This window comes from Ruegeria sp. CL6 (assembly GCF_056536465.1).
In genome coordinates, this window is record NZ_JBQFPR010000006.1 from 108,891 (window position 1) to 123,806 (window position 14,916).

General features: G+C 58.7%; 14 protein-coding genes and 1 pseudogene. 9 read left to right on the forward strand and 6 right to left on the reverse strand.

The genetic code is table 11. The annotated features are described in order from the left end of the window. Positions 1-117 precede the first annotated feature (117 nt). From ACR0LH_RS16785 to ACR0LH_RS16800, 4 genes are all read left to right on the forward strand, one after another. Positions 118-906, forward strand: coding sequence for an exodeoxyribonuclease III (locus ACR0LH_RS16785; RefSeq protein WP_170559952.1), 789 nt, complete (start codon positions 118-120; stop codon positions 904-906). 76 nt (positions 907-982) lie between these two features. Then, positions 983-1,900: a thioredoxin family protein gene (locus ACR0LH_RS16790; RefSeq protein ID WP_170485766.1), complete on the forward strand. Its 918-nt coding sequence runs from the start codon at positions 983-985 to the stop codon at positions 1,898-1,900. A gap of 27 nt (positions 1,901-1,927) precedes the next feature. Beyond that, complete coding sequence (locus ACR0LH_RS16795) at positions 1,928-2,569, forward strand: LON peptidase substrate-binding domain-containing protein (RefSeq protein ID WP_170644945.1); 642 nt, start codon at positions 1,928-1,930, stop codon at positions 2,567-2,569. Next, positions 2,566-2,751 (forward strand): Trm112 family protein, encoded by a 186-nt coding sequence (locus tag ACR0LH_RS16800; RefSeq protein ID WP_480721767.1) that lies wholly within the window; start codon positions 2,566-2,568, stop codon positions 2,749-2,751. Before ACR0LH_RS16795 ends, ACR0LH_RS16800 begins: the two co-directional genes overlap by 4 nt. Here ACR0LH_RS16800 and ACR0LH_RS16805 read toward each other — a convergent pair. Then, a complete protein-coding gene (locus ACR0LH_RS16805) occupies positions 2,748-4,010 on the reverse strand; it encodes an FAD-dependent monooxygenase (protein ID WP_480721769.1) in 1,263 nt (420 codons plus the stop codon). The genes ACR0LH_RS16800 and ACR0LH_RS16805 overlap by 4 nt on opposite strands. 53 nt (positions 4,011-4,063) lie before the next feature. On the opposite strand from ACR0LH_RS16805, the gene ACR0LH_RS16810 reads away from it, so the two are divergent. The 4 genes from ACR0LH_RS16810 to ACR0LH_RS16825 all read left to right on the forward strand — a co-directional run bounded on the left by ACR0LH_RS16810 (position 4,064) and on the right by ACR0LH_RS16825 (position 10,327). Then, positions 4,064-5,392, forward strand: a complete 1,329-nt coding sequence (locus tag ACR0LH_RS16810) for an amidase (protein ID WP_480721771.1) — start codon at positions 4,064-4,066, stop codon at positions 5,390-5,392. Between the two features lie 108 nt (positions 5,393-5,500). Next, positions 5,501-6,682 carry an aminotransferase class I/II-fold pyridoxal phosphate-dependent enzyme gene (locus ACR0LH_RS16815; protein ID WP_480721772.1) on the forward strand — a complete coding sequence of 394 codons (1,182 nt, stop codon included), beginning with the start codon at positions 5,501-5,503 and terminating at the stop codon, positions 6,680-6,682. 14 nt (positions 6,683-6,696) lie between these two features. After that, positions 6,697-9,591: a DNA translocase FtsK gene (locus tag ACR0LH_RS16820; RefSeq protein ID WP_480721774.1), complete on the forward strand. Its 2,895-nt coding sequence runs from the start codon at positions 6,697-6,699 to the stop codon at positions 9,589-9,591. A gap of 139 nt (positions 9,592-9,730) precedes the next feature. Then, positions 9,731-10,327, forward strand: a complete 597-nt coding sequence (locus ACR0LH_RS16825) for an outer membrane lipoprotein carrier protein LolA (RefSeq protein WP_170697509.1) — start codon at positions 9,731-9,733, stop codon at positions 10,325-10,327. Between the two features lie 12 nt (positions 10,328-10,339). Here ACR0LH_RS16825 and ACR0LH_RS16830 read toward each other — a convergent pair whose 3' ends face one another. Both ACR0LH_RS16830 and ACR0LH_RS16835 read right to left on the reverse strand, forming a co-directional pair. Then, positions 10,340-10,921 (reverse strand): transglycosylase SLT domain-containing protein, encoded by a 582-nt coding sequence (locus ACR0LH_RS16830; RefSeq protein ID WP_170388763.1) that lies wholly within the window; start codon positions 10,919-10,921, stop codon positions 10,340-10,342. Positions 10,922-10,981: 60 nt separating this feature from the next. After that, positions 10,982-11,863: an AEC family transporter gene (locus tag ACR0LH_RS16835; RefSeq protein ID WP_480721776.1), complete on the reverse strand. Its 882-nt coding sequence runs from the start codon at positions 11,861-11,863 to the stop codon at positions 10,982-10,984. Between the two features lie 80 nt (positions 11,864-11,943). Between ACR0LH_RS16835 and hspQ the strand changes: the two genes are divergently transcribed. Continuing rightward, positions 11,944-12,270 carry a heat shock protein HspQ gene (hspQ, locus tag ACR0LH_RS16840; protein WP_170388761.1) on the forward strand — a complete coding sequence of 109 codons (327 nt, stop codon included), beginning with the start codon at positions 11,944-11,946 and terminating at the stop codon, positions 12,268-12,270. Positions 12,271-12,294: 24 nt separating this feature from the next. Here hspQ and ggt read toward each other — a convergent pair whose 3' ends face one another. The 3 genes and pseudogenes from ggt to ACR0LH_RS16855 all read right to left on the reverse strand — a co-directional run bounded on the left by ggt (position 12,295) and on the right by ACR0LH_RS16855 (position 14,879). Then, positions 12,295-13,872 carry a gamma-glutamyltransferase gene (gene ggt / locus ACR0LH_RS16845; protein WP_480721778.1) on the reverse strand — a complete coding sequence of 526 codons (1,578 nt, stop codon included), beginning with the start codon at positions 13,870-13,872 and terminating at the stop codon, positions 12,295-12,297. A gap of 198 nt (positions 13,873-14,070) precedes the next feature. Then, the gene (locus ACR0LH_RS16850) at positions 14,071-14,511 is read right to left on the reverse strand and encodes an ATP-binding protein (protein ID WP_170485759.1); all 441 of its coding nucleotides are present in this window, start codon (positions 14,509-14,511) and stop codon (positions 14,071-14,073) included. 30 nt (positions 14,512-14,541) lie between these two features. After that, positions 14,542-14,879: pseudogene (locus ACR0LH_RS16855) on the reverse strand (STAS domain-containing protein). Positions 14,880-14,916 lie beyond the last annotated feature (37 nt).

Consider the following 14,916-nt stretch of genomic DNA (forward strand, 5'->3'; position numbering starts at 1 on the left):
GCGCAGCCTTAAGGAAACTACACTTCGTCCGCATAACTGCCGTTCAGTCTCTTTCCCCATGGCACCCCATCCCAACCCACGCTAACCTCTGCCCAACCCGCGACAGAGGATTCCCCAATGCCCTTCACTCTTGCCACCTGGAACATCAACTCGGTCCGCCTGCGCGAGCCAATCGTGCTGAAATTGCTGCAGGAAGAAGCCCCCGATGTGCTGTGCCTGCAAGAGTGTAAATCTCCGGTCGAGAAAATCCCCACAGAAGGTTTCGCGGAACTGGGCTATACCCACATGGTTGCGCGCGGGCAGAAGGGGTATAACGGCGTCGCGATCCTGTCGCGCATCCCGATGGAGGAGGTGGGCGACAAGGACTTCGCCAGCCTCGGACACGCCCGTCACATCGCCGCGCGGTTGGAGAATGGCGTGACCATCCAAAACTTCTACGTCCCCGCAGGCGGAGATGTGCCCGACCGTGAGGTGAATGAGAAGTTCGGGCAGAAACTCGACTACCTCACCGACATGCGCGACTGGTTCCATGCTGAAAAGCCCGAAAAATCCATTCTGGTGGGCGACCTGAACATCGCTCCGCGCGAGGATGATGTCTGGTCGCATAAACAACTGCTCAAGGTCGTTTCGCACACGCCGATCGAGGTCGAGGCGCTGGCTGAGACGCAAGATGCTGGTGGCTGGGTCGATATCACCCGGCAGGATATCCCCGAAGGGCAGCTTTATAGCTGGTGGTCCTACCGTGCGCGCGATTGGGATGCGGCGGACAAGGGTCGGCGGCTGGATCACGTCTGGGCCACGCCCGATATCTCGAACGCAGGGCATTCCAGCCGCGTCCTGCGCGATGCACGCGGGTGGGAAAAGCCAAGTGACCACGCTCCGGTCTTTGCTAGTTTCGATCTCTAATTTGGCAATTCAGCCCTTGGTTTCTGCCCTATGCAGTTGCATATAGGGCGCAAGTTTGAACGAAAGAGTGAGTGTCATGGACCTTTTGAACAGTGCAGCCAGCCCCGATACCGCGGATCTGATCAAGGACGGGTCCGAGGCCACGTTCATGGCCGACGTTGTAGAGGCTTCGCAAGAAACCCCTATCATCGTGGATTTCTGGGCGCCGTGGTGCGGGCCGTGTAAGACTCTGGGCCCTCTGCTGGAAGACGCTGTGACCGCCGCCAAGGGCGCGGTGAAAATGGTCAAGATCAACGTGGACGAGGCGCAGATGATCGCCTCGCAAATGCGTGTCCAGTCTATTCCGACTGTCTATGCCTTCTTCAAAGGTCAGCCGGTTGACGGGTTTCAAGGCGCGTTGCCGGGGTCCGAAATCAAGGCATTTGTCGACCGTGTCATCGAAGCGGCAGGCGGCGAAAGCCCGGGCGGGCAACTGGATGACGCCGTTCAAGCGGCCGAAGAAATGCTGTCCGAAGGGGCCGCTGCGGACGCGGCGCAGACCTTTGCCGCCATTCTGGGTGAGGATCCGAACCATGCGGCCGCCTATGGAGGTCTGGTGCGTGCCCATATCGCAGCCGGTGATCTGGAACAGGCCGAGGCCATTTTGAACGGTGCCCCTGCCGAAATTTCCACCTCTGCCGAAGTAGAGGCTGCGCATGCGCAACTGGAGCTTGCCAAACAAGCCGCAGATGCGGGTCCTGTGGCCGAACTGACTGCGGCGGTTCAGGCCGACGCGGACAACCATCAGGCCCGGTTCGATCTGGCGCAGGCCTTGCACGCCAATGGTGACGTGGAAGAGGCCGTCAGCCAGTTGCTTGAACTGTTCCGTCGGGATCGCGAATGGAACGACGGCGCAGCCAAGGCGCAGTTGTTCACGATCTTCGATGCGCTCAAGCCAAATGACCCGATTGTTCTGAACGGGCGGCGCAAACTCAGCTCGATGATATTTGCCTAATCTCTGATCAGAGCTACACTCGGGTACATGATGCATCCCGCTGACCTGCCGGAAACGGTATCCGTCTTTCCTTTGCCCGGGGCGCTGCTGTTGCCCCGCTCGCGCCTGCCGCTGCACATTTTCGAGCCGCGCTATCTGCAGATGCTGGACGACGCCTTGAAAACGCCCGAGCGTTTGATCGGGATGGTTCAGCCGAACCCCTGCCAAAGCGACGATGACAAGCTGCACCAGATCGGCTGCGCGGGGCGCGTGACGCAGTTTTCGGAAACCGAAGATGGCCGATACCTGATTACGTTGACCGGGATTTCGCGGTTCCGCGTCAAGTCCGAGCTGGACGCCTTTACCCCTTACCGTCGCTGTCAGGTGTCCTGGGATGGGTTTGAACGCGATTTGGGCCGGGCTGAACATGATGACGGGTTCAACCGCACAAACTTTCTGACGCTGCTAGAGCGGTTTTTCTCGTCCCGGCAGCTATCGACCGACTGGGACTCGTTGAAGGACGCGGATGATGAGTTGCTGGTCAACTCTCTTTCCATGCTGCTGGACTTTGACCCGGAAGAAAAACAAGCCTTGCTAGAGGCGCCCTGTCTGCGTACCCGTCGCGAAACTCTGGTAACACTGATCGAATTCGCCATGCGCGGCGGATCGAGCGAGGAAAAGCTGCAATGACCACATCCGAACATGCCTTTGACCGCCGAATGCTTGAGGCGTTGATTTGCCCGCAGACGCAGACAACCCTGCACTATGATGCAGAAAAGCAGGAACTGGTTTCAAAGGCTGCAGTGTTGGCTTTTCCGATCCGCAATGGCATTCCGGTGATGCTGGTCGACGAGGCGCGGGAACTGGATTAAATCGCGCGCCCCTGAAGCAGTTTTGGCAGATCCCCGGTCAGTCCGGCGGCTTCGCGCACGAAACCCCGCCGCAGGCCCGGAAGTGATCCGACGATCCCCATCCCGATGTCGCGCCCAACGCGCAAGAGGGGGTTGTCATTTGAAAACAGCTTGTTGAACACATCCGTCGCCATGGCCAGCGCAGCCGTGTCAAATCGGCGCCATTCCTGATAGCGCTCCAGCACCAGAACCGATCCGATATCCTCGCCGCGCCGTCCGGCCAGCGTCAGGACCTCGGCCAGCGCGCCGACGTCACGCAACCCGGCATTCAGCCCCTGACCGGCAATCGGGTGCATGCCGTGCGCGGCATCTCCGACTAGGGCCATTCGTTCGCCAATGAAAACGTTCGCGATGGTCAGGTTCAACGGATAGGTGAACCGATCCCCGGCCAGTTTGATATCGCCGAGGAAGTCGCCAAAGCGAGGGCGCAGGACTTGCAGATATTCCCCTTCGGGCAGGGCGTTGATGCGTTTTGCGGTGTCGGTCCGTTCGCTCCAGACAATCGAGCTGCGGTTGCCGGTCAATGGCAAGATCGCAAGCGGACCGGGTGGCATGAAGAACTGATGCGCGATACCGTGATGGGGCAGGTCATGTTCGATGGCGCAGACCAGCGCCGTCTGGCCGTAATCCCATCCGCTGCGCTTGATGCCTGCACGCGCAGCCGTACCACTGCGGCGGCCATCGCAGCCCACAAGCAGGCTGCCTGTCAGGGTCGAGCCATCATCCAGAGTAAGGGTAACACCCGTTGCGTCTTGATCCTGCGCAATGACTGTTCTGCCACTGATCTGAGTGATGTTGCTGTCTGGGTCCATCGCATCCAAAAAGGCGCGGCGCAGATGACGGTCCTCGACCATGTATCCCATTGGGCCTTCTTCGATCTCGGCGTGATCGAAATGCATGAAGAAGGGTGATGGCCCGGTCCCTGCGTGCCCATCGGTGACCTTGATCTCAAGCATCGGCTGGGCGTGTTCGGCGACACGGTCCCACACGCCAATCGTTTGCAGCAAGCGCTGAGAGGCCAGCGCAAGCGCATAGGCACGCCCGTCGAACGCGGCGTTTTTCCGAACTTTCTGGGCCAAGGTGTCGACGATCGTGACGGTATGCCCTGTCTGAGCCAATGCCAGTGCCAAGGCGGGGCCGTTCAGACCGCCACCAACGATCAGGATATCGGACGTGTGTTCCATGCGGTGCAATATGCGCGCCCTTTCGGGATTGTCCATGTGCGGTCCTGTCGCTACCGTCCCTCAAAGCGATTTTTTCCAAGGGGGTAGGGATGCAGGATTGGTTGACCATGACCGCGTGTGATCTGGGCCGAGGCATTGGCATGGGCCAGATCGACCCTGTTGAATTGACCGAAACCTATCTGTCTGCGATCGCCGCGCACCCTCACCGGGACCGCATTTATGCCCGCGTTACCGAAACACGCGCTCGGGCCGAGGCTGAGGCCGCGCGTGCGCGGGCCAAACTGGGCCTGCGCCGGTCCCTGCTGGATGGGGTGCCGATCAGTTGGAAAGACCTGTTCGATACTGCCGGAACGAAGACCGAAGCCGGATCAGCCCTTTTGAAAGGGCGCGTCCCTGAAACGGATGCCGTTGTTGTCAGAAACGCGACGGCGATGGGGGCGGTTTGTCTGGGCAAGACCCATATGAGCGAGCTGGCCTTTTCCGGGCTGGGTTTGAACCCGATCACCGGGACGCCGCCTTGTATCGACGATGTGGACGCTGTGCCGGGCGGGTCTTCCTCTGGCGCTGCGGCCTCGGTCGCGTGGGGGCTGGCTGCGGGCGGTATTGGGTCAGACACGGGTGGGTCGGTCCGCATCCCTTCTGCCTGGAACAACCTCGTTGGGCTGAAGACCACGGCTGGACGCGTGACGCTTGAGGGGACTGTGCCCCTGTGTTTGCGGTTTGATACGATTGGCCCATTGGCGCGTTCGGTGGAAGATGCCGCCCATTTGCTGGCTCTGCTGGAAGGCGGCACGCCTGCTGACTTGCGCGGTGCTACGCTGCAAGGCCGCCGTTTCGCCGATTTGCACAACGTGGCCAAGGATGATCTTCGGGATGGTCCGGGCGCGGCTTACGAATCTGCCCTTGCCCGTTTGCGAGAGGCCGGGGCCGAGATTGTCCCGCTGGAGGTGCCCGAACTGAACGACGCCATGAGCCTGTCCGGTATCCTCTATACGACCGAAGCCTATGGCCTGTGGCGCGATGTGATCGAGGCCAACCCGGACGCAATGTACCCAGAGATTCTGGAGCGGTTCCGCGCGGGCAAGAACGTCTCGGGGCCGGATTACATCGCGGCCTGGTCCCGGTTGAAAGCCTGCCGGACTGCATGGGACGCAGCAACAACCGGTTTTGATGCGGTGCTGGCCCCAACCGCGCCGATCCTTCCCCCGAATCTTGAGAGGCTGATGACGGATCATGACTATTACGTCACCGAGAACCTGCTGGCATTGCGCAACACCCGGATCGGAAATCTGATGGGGTTGGCGGCGCTGACCGTTCCGACGGGAACGGCTGGGTGCGGGTTGATGATGATGGGGTATCCGGGATCGGAAGAAGCGCTTTTGAGGGTGGGCGCGGCGGTCGAAACGGCTCTGGCGTGAATGCCACAATCCCCTGATTCGCCGTCGCTTTGTCTGGACGAAGCGGAATCCGACCTGTAATCTGCCAAAAAACGGGGCGAAAACGATCCCGGCATTGAGGCAGTAGTTATGAATTTTCCCGAGCGGTTCTCGAACCTACCGGAATATGCTTTCCCGCGTCTGCGCACCCTGTTGGATCATCACCAACCGGGCGGAGATGTCATTCACATGACCATCGGCGCGCCCATGCACGATTTTCCCACATGGGTGACGGATGTGATCATGGAAAATGCGGCCGGATTTCAGGGTTACCCCCCGAATGAGGGCTCCGCCGCGCTGCGTGGCGCAATCACCGACTGGATCAAGCGCCGCTATGGTGTGGCGATGGACCCAGACGCCAATGTCATGGCCCTGAACGGCACGCGCGAGGGGCTGTACAACGCGGCAATGGCGCTGTGTCCCGAGGAAAAGAATGGGCAGAAACCGGTCATCCTTTGCCCCAACCCCTTTTATCAGGTCTACATGGTCGCCTCGATTTCGATCGGGGCCGAGCCTGTATTTGTGCCCGCCACCGCTGCAACCGGTCATCTGCCAGACTATGCGGGTCTGCCCGAAGATGTTCTGAACCGCACCGTTGCGGCCTATATCTGTTCCCCGGCCAATCCGCAGGGTGCGGTGGCGTCGCGCGATTACTGGGCCGAACTGATCCGGCTGGCCGAAAAGTACGATTTCCGTATTTTCGCCGATGAATGCTATTCCGAGATCTACCGCGATGAGGCGCCGACCGGCGTTCTGACCGTCGCGCAGGAACTGGGTGCAGATCCTGAGCGGATTACCCTGTTCAATTCGCTGTCCAAACGGTCCAACGTCGCCGGCTTGCGTTCCGGTCTGATCGCAGGTGGCTCCGAGACGATCAAACGGGTCAAACAACTGCGCAACTATGCAGGCGCGCCCCTGCCGCTGCCTTTGCAAGCGGCCGCCGCAAAACTATGGGCGGATGAGGCGCACGTAGCCGAGAACCGGGCGCTCTATCAGGAAAAATACGCCATTGCGGATCAGGTGTTCTCGGGTCTGCAGGGCTATATGCCACCCGAGGCCGGGTTTTTCCTTTGGCTACCAGTCGATAATGGCGAAGAAACCGCATTGAAGCTGTGGCAGGAAACCGGTGTGCGGGTACTGCCGGGCGCATATCTTTCTCAAGGCGATCCGGGGCAAAACCCGGGCGAGCAATTTATCCGGGTTGCGTTGGTGGCCCCAAAAACAGAGTTGCAGCGGGGGCTGATCACGCTCCGCGACTGCATCTATTCGTGACGTACGAGGGCAAAATGGCATCATATAACGCGCGCAATCGCGATCCCTTGCTGGACAGCACGACGCAAGCCGCCATTGAACGGCGCAGCAAAGAGCTGATCGGCATCGCCTTGATCCTGCTGGGGCTGGCCGCAGCCGCGATGATCTGGTCCTACACGCCGGACGATCCAAACTGGATGGTGTCGACCGATGCGCCGGTGCAGAACTGGATGGGCCGGATCGGAGCGTCGATTGCCGCGCCCCTGTTTATGATTGTCGGCTGGGGCAGTTGGAGCATCGCGCTGGTCCTTATCGGCTGGGGTGTGCGCTTTGCTGGTCACTTTGGCGAAGAACGTGCGATTGCCCGCCTGATCTTTGCCCCGATCTGGATCGCGATTGTGTCCGTGTATGCGGCAACACTAGTCCCGGGCGAGGCGTGGCGTGCGACGCACAGCTTTGGGCTGGGTGGTCTTTTTGGTGATACGGTCATGGGCGCTCTGCTGACACTGTTGCCGATCTCGTCGCATTTCATGGTCAAGGTGATGTCTTTGGCTATGGCGGTCGGAATGGTGACGCTCGGTGTGTTTGTTCTGGGGTTCACCAAGGATGATGTGCGCAAAGGGTTCCGTGCGTTCCTGTTGGGTCTGGTCATATCCTACGATGGGTTGATGAACCTGCTGGGCCGGGGCGCTGCTGCGACAGCGCAGGCCGCCCGCGATCGCCGCGCGCAATGGGACGAGCGTAAAACGGCAAGGGCGGAAGCCGCTGAAGCCGTATTTGAAGATGAACTGGCCTATGCTGACCCCGTTTTCGACGAACCCCCGCTCGAGTCGCCGGAGCCTGTGAAAACGGGTCTACTTGCGCGGATGCCGTCCTTGATCCGCCGGCCAGAGCCGATGCCCGAGCCCGAATTGCTGGAACGTGAGCCTGTTGCCGGGTTTGACGAGATGCCGGGTGAAGATCGCATTCGCTCAAAGATTTCCGCAGCCGTGCGCAACCGCAAGGTCGCAGCCGGTGAGATGACGCCTGAACCTGATCCGAACCTGCCGCTGACCAAAGGGCGCGGCAGGGGCCCCGATCCGCTTATCCTGAATGCAGGCGGGGCTGGCGACTTGCCGCCTGAACCTCCGATGACGTCAGCGGGTCTGCCGGTGGAGCCGATGATGTCAGCACCTCAGGCGACCGCCTGGCAAGAGCCTTTGGAGCAGGCGGATGATTTCGGCGCGGATTACGAGGATGAGGCCGTGTTTGAAGATGTGGCCGAACCCGCGCCGCAACAGCGTCCGGCCGTGAAAATTCCGGTTGCCGAGCCACGCAAGCCGGTCGTCGCGCAGCCCGTGCGCCGTGCTCCGCAGCCGTCGCGCCGCGCGCAGGCCGAGGCACAGCCAGCGCTGTCCTTCGAGGAAAAGCATTCCGATTTTGAACTGCCGCCCTTGGGGCTGTTGTCGAACCCCTCCAGCATTCAGCGCCACCACCTCAGCGATGAGGCGCTGGAGGAAAACGCACGGATGCTGGAAAACGTGCTGGACGACTATGGCGTGAAGGGTGAGATCGTCAGCGTCCGCCCCGGCCCTGTTGTCACCATGTACGAGCTTGAGCCTGCTCCGGGCTTAAAAGCCAGTCGTGTGATCGGTCTGGCGGATGATATCGCGCGGTCCATGTCGGCGCTGTCGGCGCGGGTTTCGACTCTGCCGGGGCGCTCGGTGATCGGGATCGAACTGCCCAACGAAAACCGCGAGATGGTGGTGCTGCGCGAAATCCTCGCCAGCCGCGATTTTGGCGATGGCAACCACGCGCTGCCGCTGGCCTTGGGTAAGGACATCGGCGGTGAATCCGTTGTGGCGAACCTGGCCAAGATGCCTCACCTGCTGATTGCGGGGACCACGGGTTCCGGTAAATCGGTGGCGATCAACACGATGATCCTGTCGCTGTTGTATAAGCTGACGCCGGAGGAATGCCGCCTGATCATGATCGACCCCAAGATGCTGGAACTGTCGGTTTATGACGGCATTCCGCACCTGCTCTCGCCCGTTGTGACCGACCCGAAAAAGGCGGTTGTGGCCCTGAAATGGGTGGTGGGCGAGATGGAGGATCGCTATCGCAAGATGTCCAAGATGGGCGTGCGCAACATCGCAGGCTACAACGGCCGTGTGAAAGACGCTCTGGCCAAGGGCGAGTTGTTCAGCCGCACGGTCCAGACCGGGTTCGACGATGAAACGGGCGAACCGGTGTTTGAGACCGAGGAATTCGCGCCCGAAGCGATGCCCTATATCGTGGTTATCGTTGACGAGATGGCCGACCTGATGATGGTCGCAGGGAAAGAAATCGAAGCCTGTATTCAACGTCTGGCGCAGATGGCACGGGCCTCGGGCATCCACCTGATCATGGCCACGCAGCGCCCCTCGGTTGATGTGATTACCGGGACGATCAAGGCGAACTTCCCGACCCGGATTTCGTTCCAGGTGACCTCGAAAGTCGATAGCCGCACCATTCTGGGTGAGATGGGCGCCGAGCAACTGCTGGGGCAGGGCGACATGCTCTATATGGCGGGCGGTGCCAAGATCACCCGGTGTCACGGTCCGTTTGTCTCGGATGAGGAGGTCGAAGAGATCGTGACCCACCTGAAACAGTTCGGTCAGCCGGACTATGTGGGCGGCGTGGTCGATGGCCCGGCCGAGGAAAAGGCCGACAATATCGACGCCGTTCTGGGCCTGAATACGGGTGGCAACACAAATGGCGAGGACGCCTTGTACGACCAGGCCGTGGCGATTGTGATCAAGGATCGCAAATGCTCGACCTCGTATATCCAGCGGAAACTCGCCATCGGCTATAACAAGGCCGCGCGACTGGTCGAGCAGATGGAGGATGAAGGCGTTGTATCCTCGGCAAACCATGTCGGAAAACGCGAAATCCTAGTGCCCGAGCAATAATCCCTTTTGCGGAATACCGCCGTAGAAAAATCAAGTGACGCGCTGAAATTATGGGTTTCGGCGCGTCTTTTATTTCAAGCGCTCCCGAAATCGGATTTGGATATTTAATAACATGGGCGGAACGCATATCTGGTAGATCATGAAACAGATTGCTTTTGCCCTGGCCCTGACGCTGGCTGCGCCCGCTGCGTGGGCCGCCGATAAACTGCCTTTGTCGCAGATCTCCAACTACCTGAACGGTTTGAAAACCGTTGAGACCACGTTCACGCAGGTCAATGATGATGGTTCATTGAGCACCGGTAAGCTTTGGATGGAGCGGCCGGGCAAGATGCGGTTTGAATACGATCCCCCAAACAGCGCGGTTGTTCTGGCGCGTGCCGGAACGGTTCAGATATTCGACCCGAAATCCAACCAGCCACCCGAGCAATATCCGCTGAAGCGCACGCCGTTATCGTTGGTTCTGGCGCGCAACGTCAATCTGGGGCAGGCCAATATGGTCGTCGGGCATGAGTTTGATGGAACGGCCACGGTGGTAACCGCTCAGGACCCCAAAAACCCCGAGTCTGGCCGGATCGAGCTGATGTTTACAGGCGATCCGATCGAGCTGCGCAAATGGGTCATCCACGACAATGCCGGTAGCCAGACAACTGTGCTGCTGGGGCAACTGGATACGGATAACAGGTTGGATCAAAGCCTGTTTTCCAACCGTGCAAGAAGCGGGTCAAGCAATCGCTGACCCGCTGATGTCTTAGTACCGGCAGCCAGCCAACTGAGCCTGATAAAGTTTCGCACGCGCATCGACGTCATTTGCGACGTTCAGTAGCCATGTTTTGCTGTAGTGGCTGCCGCGCGCATATCCACTATGACCTTCGTGATAGGCCAGATACTGATTTCGCGTGTCGCTGGGGTGAATCCCGTTCCGCTCATAGCTTTTGTTCATGTACCAGCCGATGAAATCCGAAGCATCCCGGATGCGGTCACGCTTGGCGCGGCGTTTTCCGGTCTCTTTCTGGTATTCATCCCAGGTTCCGTCCAGCGCCTGACTGAACCCATAGGCGCTGCTTTGACGGCCCATCGGAATGACCCCCAACACGTATTGGTGCGGTGTCCGGGCGTCATGGCGATAGCGGCTTTCTTGATAGATCGTCGCCATCTGGACGTGTACCGGCACACCCCATTTGCGCTCGGTGCTCTTGAACGCCTTGATATAGTCAGGGCGTTCGCGCGCAATGCTGCACGCGTCATTTAGCTTGCTGGGCGGTTGCTTTGACCCGCCCCCACAGGATGCCAGAAACAGCACCCCGAAGAGTACGATAAGAATTCTGCTCATGTGCCTCGTGCCTTTTTTCTTTATTCTAGCGCAGATTGAGCTCTGAGGAAATCACAATCGCTACAGAACGATAGCTAGAATTATAGGCAAAGCACCGACAGACAGAACGGTCGAGACCAAGACCATGCCAGCCACGGCATCTGCATCCGCATCAAACCGTTCCGCCAGAAGATAAGAGGTTACGGCCACCGGGGTGCACATTTGCAAGACCAGCACGCCAAACGCGATTGGATCAAGGGCAAAAGCGCCCGCAATCGCCCAGCCCAAACCAGCGCAGACAGCCAGTTTCAAAACCGACAGCCAGATCGCCTGGCTCAGCTTGCCCGTCGTCAGGCGGGCAATCGCCACGCCAAGAGTGATCAGCATCATCGGAATCGCCATTTGTCCCAGCAGTTCCAGAGTGTTGGTCAGAAAGACCGGGGTCTCCCACCCGCGCCAAAGAAACAGCGCCCCCAACAGCGTGGCCCAGACCATAGGCTCGCGTGCGACCTTGCCAAACGCGCCTTTTCCCGCAACCAGATAGATCCCGTAGGTAAAGGAAAACAGCGCGGTAACGGCAAGAAACACAACCGCGAACCCCAACCCTGCCTGACCAAAAGCGAACAGGCACAGCGGCAGTCCAAGGTTTCCCGTATTCCCGAAAATCAGCGGGGCCAGATAGGTTCGACGATCAAGATTTCCAAACCGCACGAAAACCCCGAACGTAACGGCAAGAACGACGTGACCTGCGATGGCAGCCAGAGTGAACCGTGTAAGTTCTCCGGGTGGAATCTCGGTTTGCATGAGGGCAACGAAGATCAGGCTTGGAACAGCCAGCGTCACCGCAAGACGTGTTACAAATTGCAACCTGTATTCAAATCCCAGCTTGACCCAGACAAAGCCAATGCCGGCCAACAGAAAGACTGGGGCCACGATTTCAAAGACTGTCAGTAAGAGGTTCACAGACTGTTTCCCTTAATTGCGGATCAATGATTGGCATTCTTCGCCGGAAAGGAGTAGTAAGACTTTTGGGGGCTGAGAAAATGCTAAAGACAAGCGCCAAGTACCGTTTGGGCCAAGTGGTCCGCCACAAAAAACATCCCTTCCGGGGGGTGATTTTCGACGTGGATCCTGAGTTTTCAAATACGGAAGAATGGTATCAGGCGATCCCTGAAGACAGCCGTCCGATTAAGGATCAGCCGTTCTATCATCTGCTGGCAGAGAATGATCAATCCTTCTATGTCGCTTATGTTTCAGAACAAAATCTGGTTGCGGATCAGTCGGGTGAGCCTGTGGAACACCCTGATATTCCGGACATGTTCGGCCCGTTCGAGAACGGCGCCTATCCGCTGCACTTCCACTTGAACTAGTGCCTGACCCGACAGACGTCGGGGTCAGTACCCAAGTGCACATCCGTCTTTTCTGGGGTCGCTGCCACCCTCCAGAACGCCGTCCTCGCGGATTCGTATTGCCTGCGCTCCGCCAAGCGGTGTTTCCGGTATCTGAACGTTGTGTCCCATATCGGACAATTGTTGAGCGACATTGCGCGGAATTCCGCGTTCCAACTTTAAAACGCCCGCGTCCGCAAAGGCGCGAGGGGCGTCGATACTTGCCTGAAGTCCAAGCCCATGATCCGTCAGGTTGGACAACAGCCGCGCGTGCCCTGTCGGTTGAAACGCACCGCCCATGACGCCGAAAGGCATGCATATACGCCCTTGCTGCGTGATCATTCCGGGGAGGATGGTATGCATTGGCCGTTTGCCTGCAGCCATCTCATTCGGGTGCCCGGCCTGAAGCGTAAATCCAGCCCCTCGGTTCTGCAGCAGAATTCCGTATTTCTCGGACGCAATGCCGGAACCAAAGCTGTGGAAGATGGAATAGATCAAAGAGACAGCCATCCTGTCCCGGTCAACGACGGTAATATAGACGGTGTCTTTGTGTATCGCCTCAGTCAGGGGCGCTGCTGCGGGCATTGCGCGTGTGACGTCGATCAAAGCCGCCAGACTATTCGCAACGTCCTGATCGAAGAATATATCAGCGCGAGAGGTACAGTCAGGGTCGGCAATAAACCGGTTGCGCGCGTCGTATGCCAGTTTCGAGGCTTCGGCCTCGATATGGAGTCTTTCAACTCCGAACGGATCCATGCTGCCCAGATCAAAGTTCTTCAGGATGTTCAGCAGCAGGATCGCTGTCGCGCCTTGGCCGTTTGGCGGATGCTCGACAAGGTCAAAGCCTTTGTAATGGCCGCTAACAGGCTGGGTTTCCGTATATTGCGTGTTCTGAAAGTCAGCCAGCGTATGTTCGCCCCCCATTTGGGTCAGCGCGTCTACCATGTCTTGAGCGATGTCGCCGGAATAGAACGCATCGCGCCCTTTTCGGGCTATCTGGCGTAAAACTTCAGCCTGACCGGGCGCTCGAAAGATTTGCCCGATTTCGGGGGGCTTGCCGTCCATCAGATAGTGGGTGCGCGCCGCGCCTTGGAGTGTTTCAGCGCCCGACTTCCAGTCGAACGCAACCCTCGCCGCCACAGGTACACCGGAGTCGGCATAATGGATTGCGGGTTGCAGAATGGCGTCCAGCCCAAGCCTGCCCTCTGTTTCGGCCAGGTGACACATCGCATCCACGGCACCCGGTACAGTTACCGCGTCCGGAGTATTCAGCGGCACCGCGGTCAGTCCCTTTTCTCGCAGTTTCCGGGAATCGGCCGCTGCTGGCGCTCGGCCCGAGCCGTTCAGGGCGCGTATCCGATCCTCACCCGCGCGATTGAACAGAACAAAGCAGTCTCCGCCCAATCCGGTCATCTGCGGTTCGCAAATATTCAAAACGACGGCCCCGGCAATGGCGGCATCCATTGCGTTGCCCCCGTCCCGGAGAATGTTCAACGCGACTTGCGCCGCCAAGGGGTGCGACGTGGCGCACATACCTTCGGTTGCCAAAACTTCGGATCTGCCCGGTGTGTGAAAATCCCGCATAGCGCTGCTTCCCTGTTTGAACGCGCCGAAAGTATAGCGCGATCAGGTATTGTCCAGTCAAATCAATGGGAAGTTCCTCGGCGCCGATCACTGGGTGGGGGCTGTGATACTAGACGCCGAGGGAAGCTATCTGAGCTACAGAATCTCTTATGCCCTGCGTTTGCGGCGCTACAATGGTGCGATTGTGGCTATTTTGGGTCAGACGGCATCGGGCAAATCAAATCGCAGGGACAGCCTGTTGCACCCCTCGATGCGTTCATAGCGGATGTCGCTGGTCAGTTGGTGGATCAGAAACCAGCCGAATCCGCCTTCGGGCAATTCTTCGATTGTCGTGCCCAGCGGAGCCGGTATCCCGTCCGGGACGCTGAGACCGGGCATGGGTTTGCCGGTGTCGGAAATCAGGATGTCCAGCCAGTTCTGATTCAGGCGGCAGCGTATTTGCACCTTGGCGGGGGTGATCCCGGCATATGCGTGTTCGACCACGTTATTGATCGCTTCGGCCAGTGCGATTTTTACGTCACCTGCCTTGTTTCGGGGCAATCCATTTGCTTCCAAACAGGTGCTTAGCTTGGCAATTCCGGTACTCGCCTCAGCTTCTGTCGCTACAAAGCTCAAATCCAGGCAGTTACCGTTGTACATGTTCGAGCGCCCAATCACGTGTGTGGAGAGTTAGTCTTTGAGGGTCGACAGCGCGTCGTCCAGCGACGCAAACAGTTTGAAGACAGTATCCATGCGCGTCAGCCGGAACACTTTTTCAACGAAGGGGTGGAGCCAGCCAAGTCCAGCCTGCAATCACTTCCAAGCTGTTTCATAGAGGCAACGATGGCACCCAAGCCGCTTGAGTCGATGAATTCCACTTTTGTCAGGTCCAGAATGATCCGCGTACTGCCATCTTCGGCTTCTTTGCGCATGTCTTCCTTGAACTGGATGGCCATGGCCGCGTCGATCCGGTCAGAATGAACTGTAATGATCTGTGTCGTGCCAGTCGTTTTGCTGGTCAGGCTCATACGCGGTGATCCTTTAAACTGAAATTCACTCGTAGAA

Coding starts and splice junctions, on each gene's coding strand:
- ACR0LH_RS16785 (WP_170559952.1), top strand. CDS start 118: ATGCCCTTCACTCTTGCCACCTGGAACATCAACTCGGTCCGCCTGCGC.
- ACR0LH_RS16790 (WP_170485766.1), top strand. CDS start 983: ATGGACCTTTTGAACAGTGCAGCCAGCCCCGATACCGCGGATCTGATC.
- ACR0LH_RS16795 (WP_170644945.1), top strand. CDS start 1,928: ATGATGCATCCCGCTGACCTGCCGGAAACGGTATCCGTCTTTCCTTTG.
- ACR0LH_RS16800 (WP_480721767.1), top strand. CDS start 2,566: ATGACCACATCCGAACATGCCTTTGACCGCCGAATGCTTGAGGCGTTG.
- ACR0LH_RS16805 (WP_480721769.1), bottom strand. CDS start 4,010: ATGGACAATCCCGAAAGGGCGCGCATATTGCACCGCATGGAACACACG.
- ACR0LH_RS16810 (WP_480721771.1), top strand. CDS start 4,064: ATGCAGGATTGGTTGACCATGACCGCGTGTGATCTGGGCCGAGGCATT.
- ACR0LH_RS16815 (WP_480721772.1), top strand. CDS start 5,501: ATGAATTTTCCCGAGCGGTTCTCGAACCTACCGGAATATGCTTTCCCG.
- ACR0LH_RS16820 (WP_480721774.1), top strand. CDS start 6,697: ATGGCATCATATAACGCGCGCAATCGCGATCCCTTGCTGGACAGCACG.
- ACR0LH_RS16825 (WP_170697509.1), top strand. CDS start 9,731: ATGAAACAGATTGCTTTTGCCCTGGCCCTGACGCTGGCTGCGCCCGCT.
- ACR0LH_RS16830 (WP_170388763.1), bottom strand. CDS start 10,921: ATGAGCAGAATTCTTATCGTACTCTTCGGGGTGCTGTTTCTGGCATCC.
- hspQ (WP_170388761.1), top strand. CDS start 11,944: ATGCTAAAGACAAGCGCCAAGTACCGTTTGGGCCAAGTGGTCCGCCAC.
- ggt (WP_480721778.1), bottom strand. CDS start 13,872: ATGCGGGATTTTCACACACCGGGCAGATCCGAAGTTTTGGCAACCGAA.
- ACR0LH_RS16850 (WP_170485759.1), bottom strand. CDS start 14,511: ATGTACAACGGTAACTGCCTGGATTTGAGCTTTGTAGCGACAGAAGCT.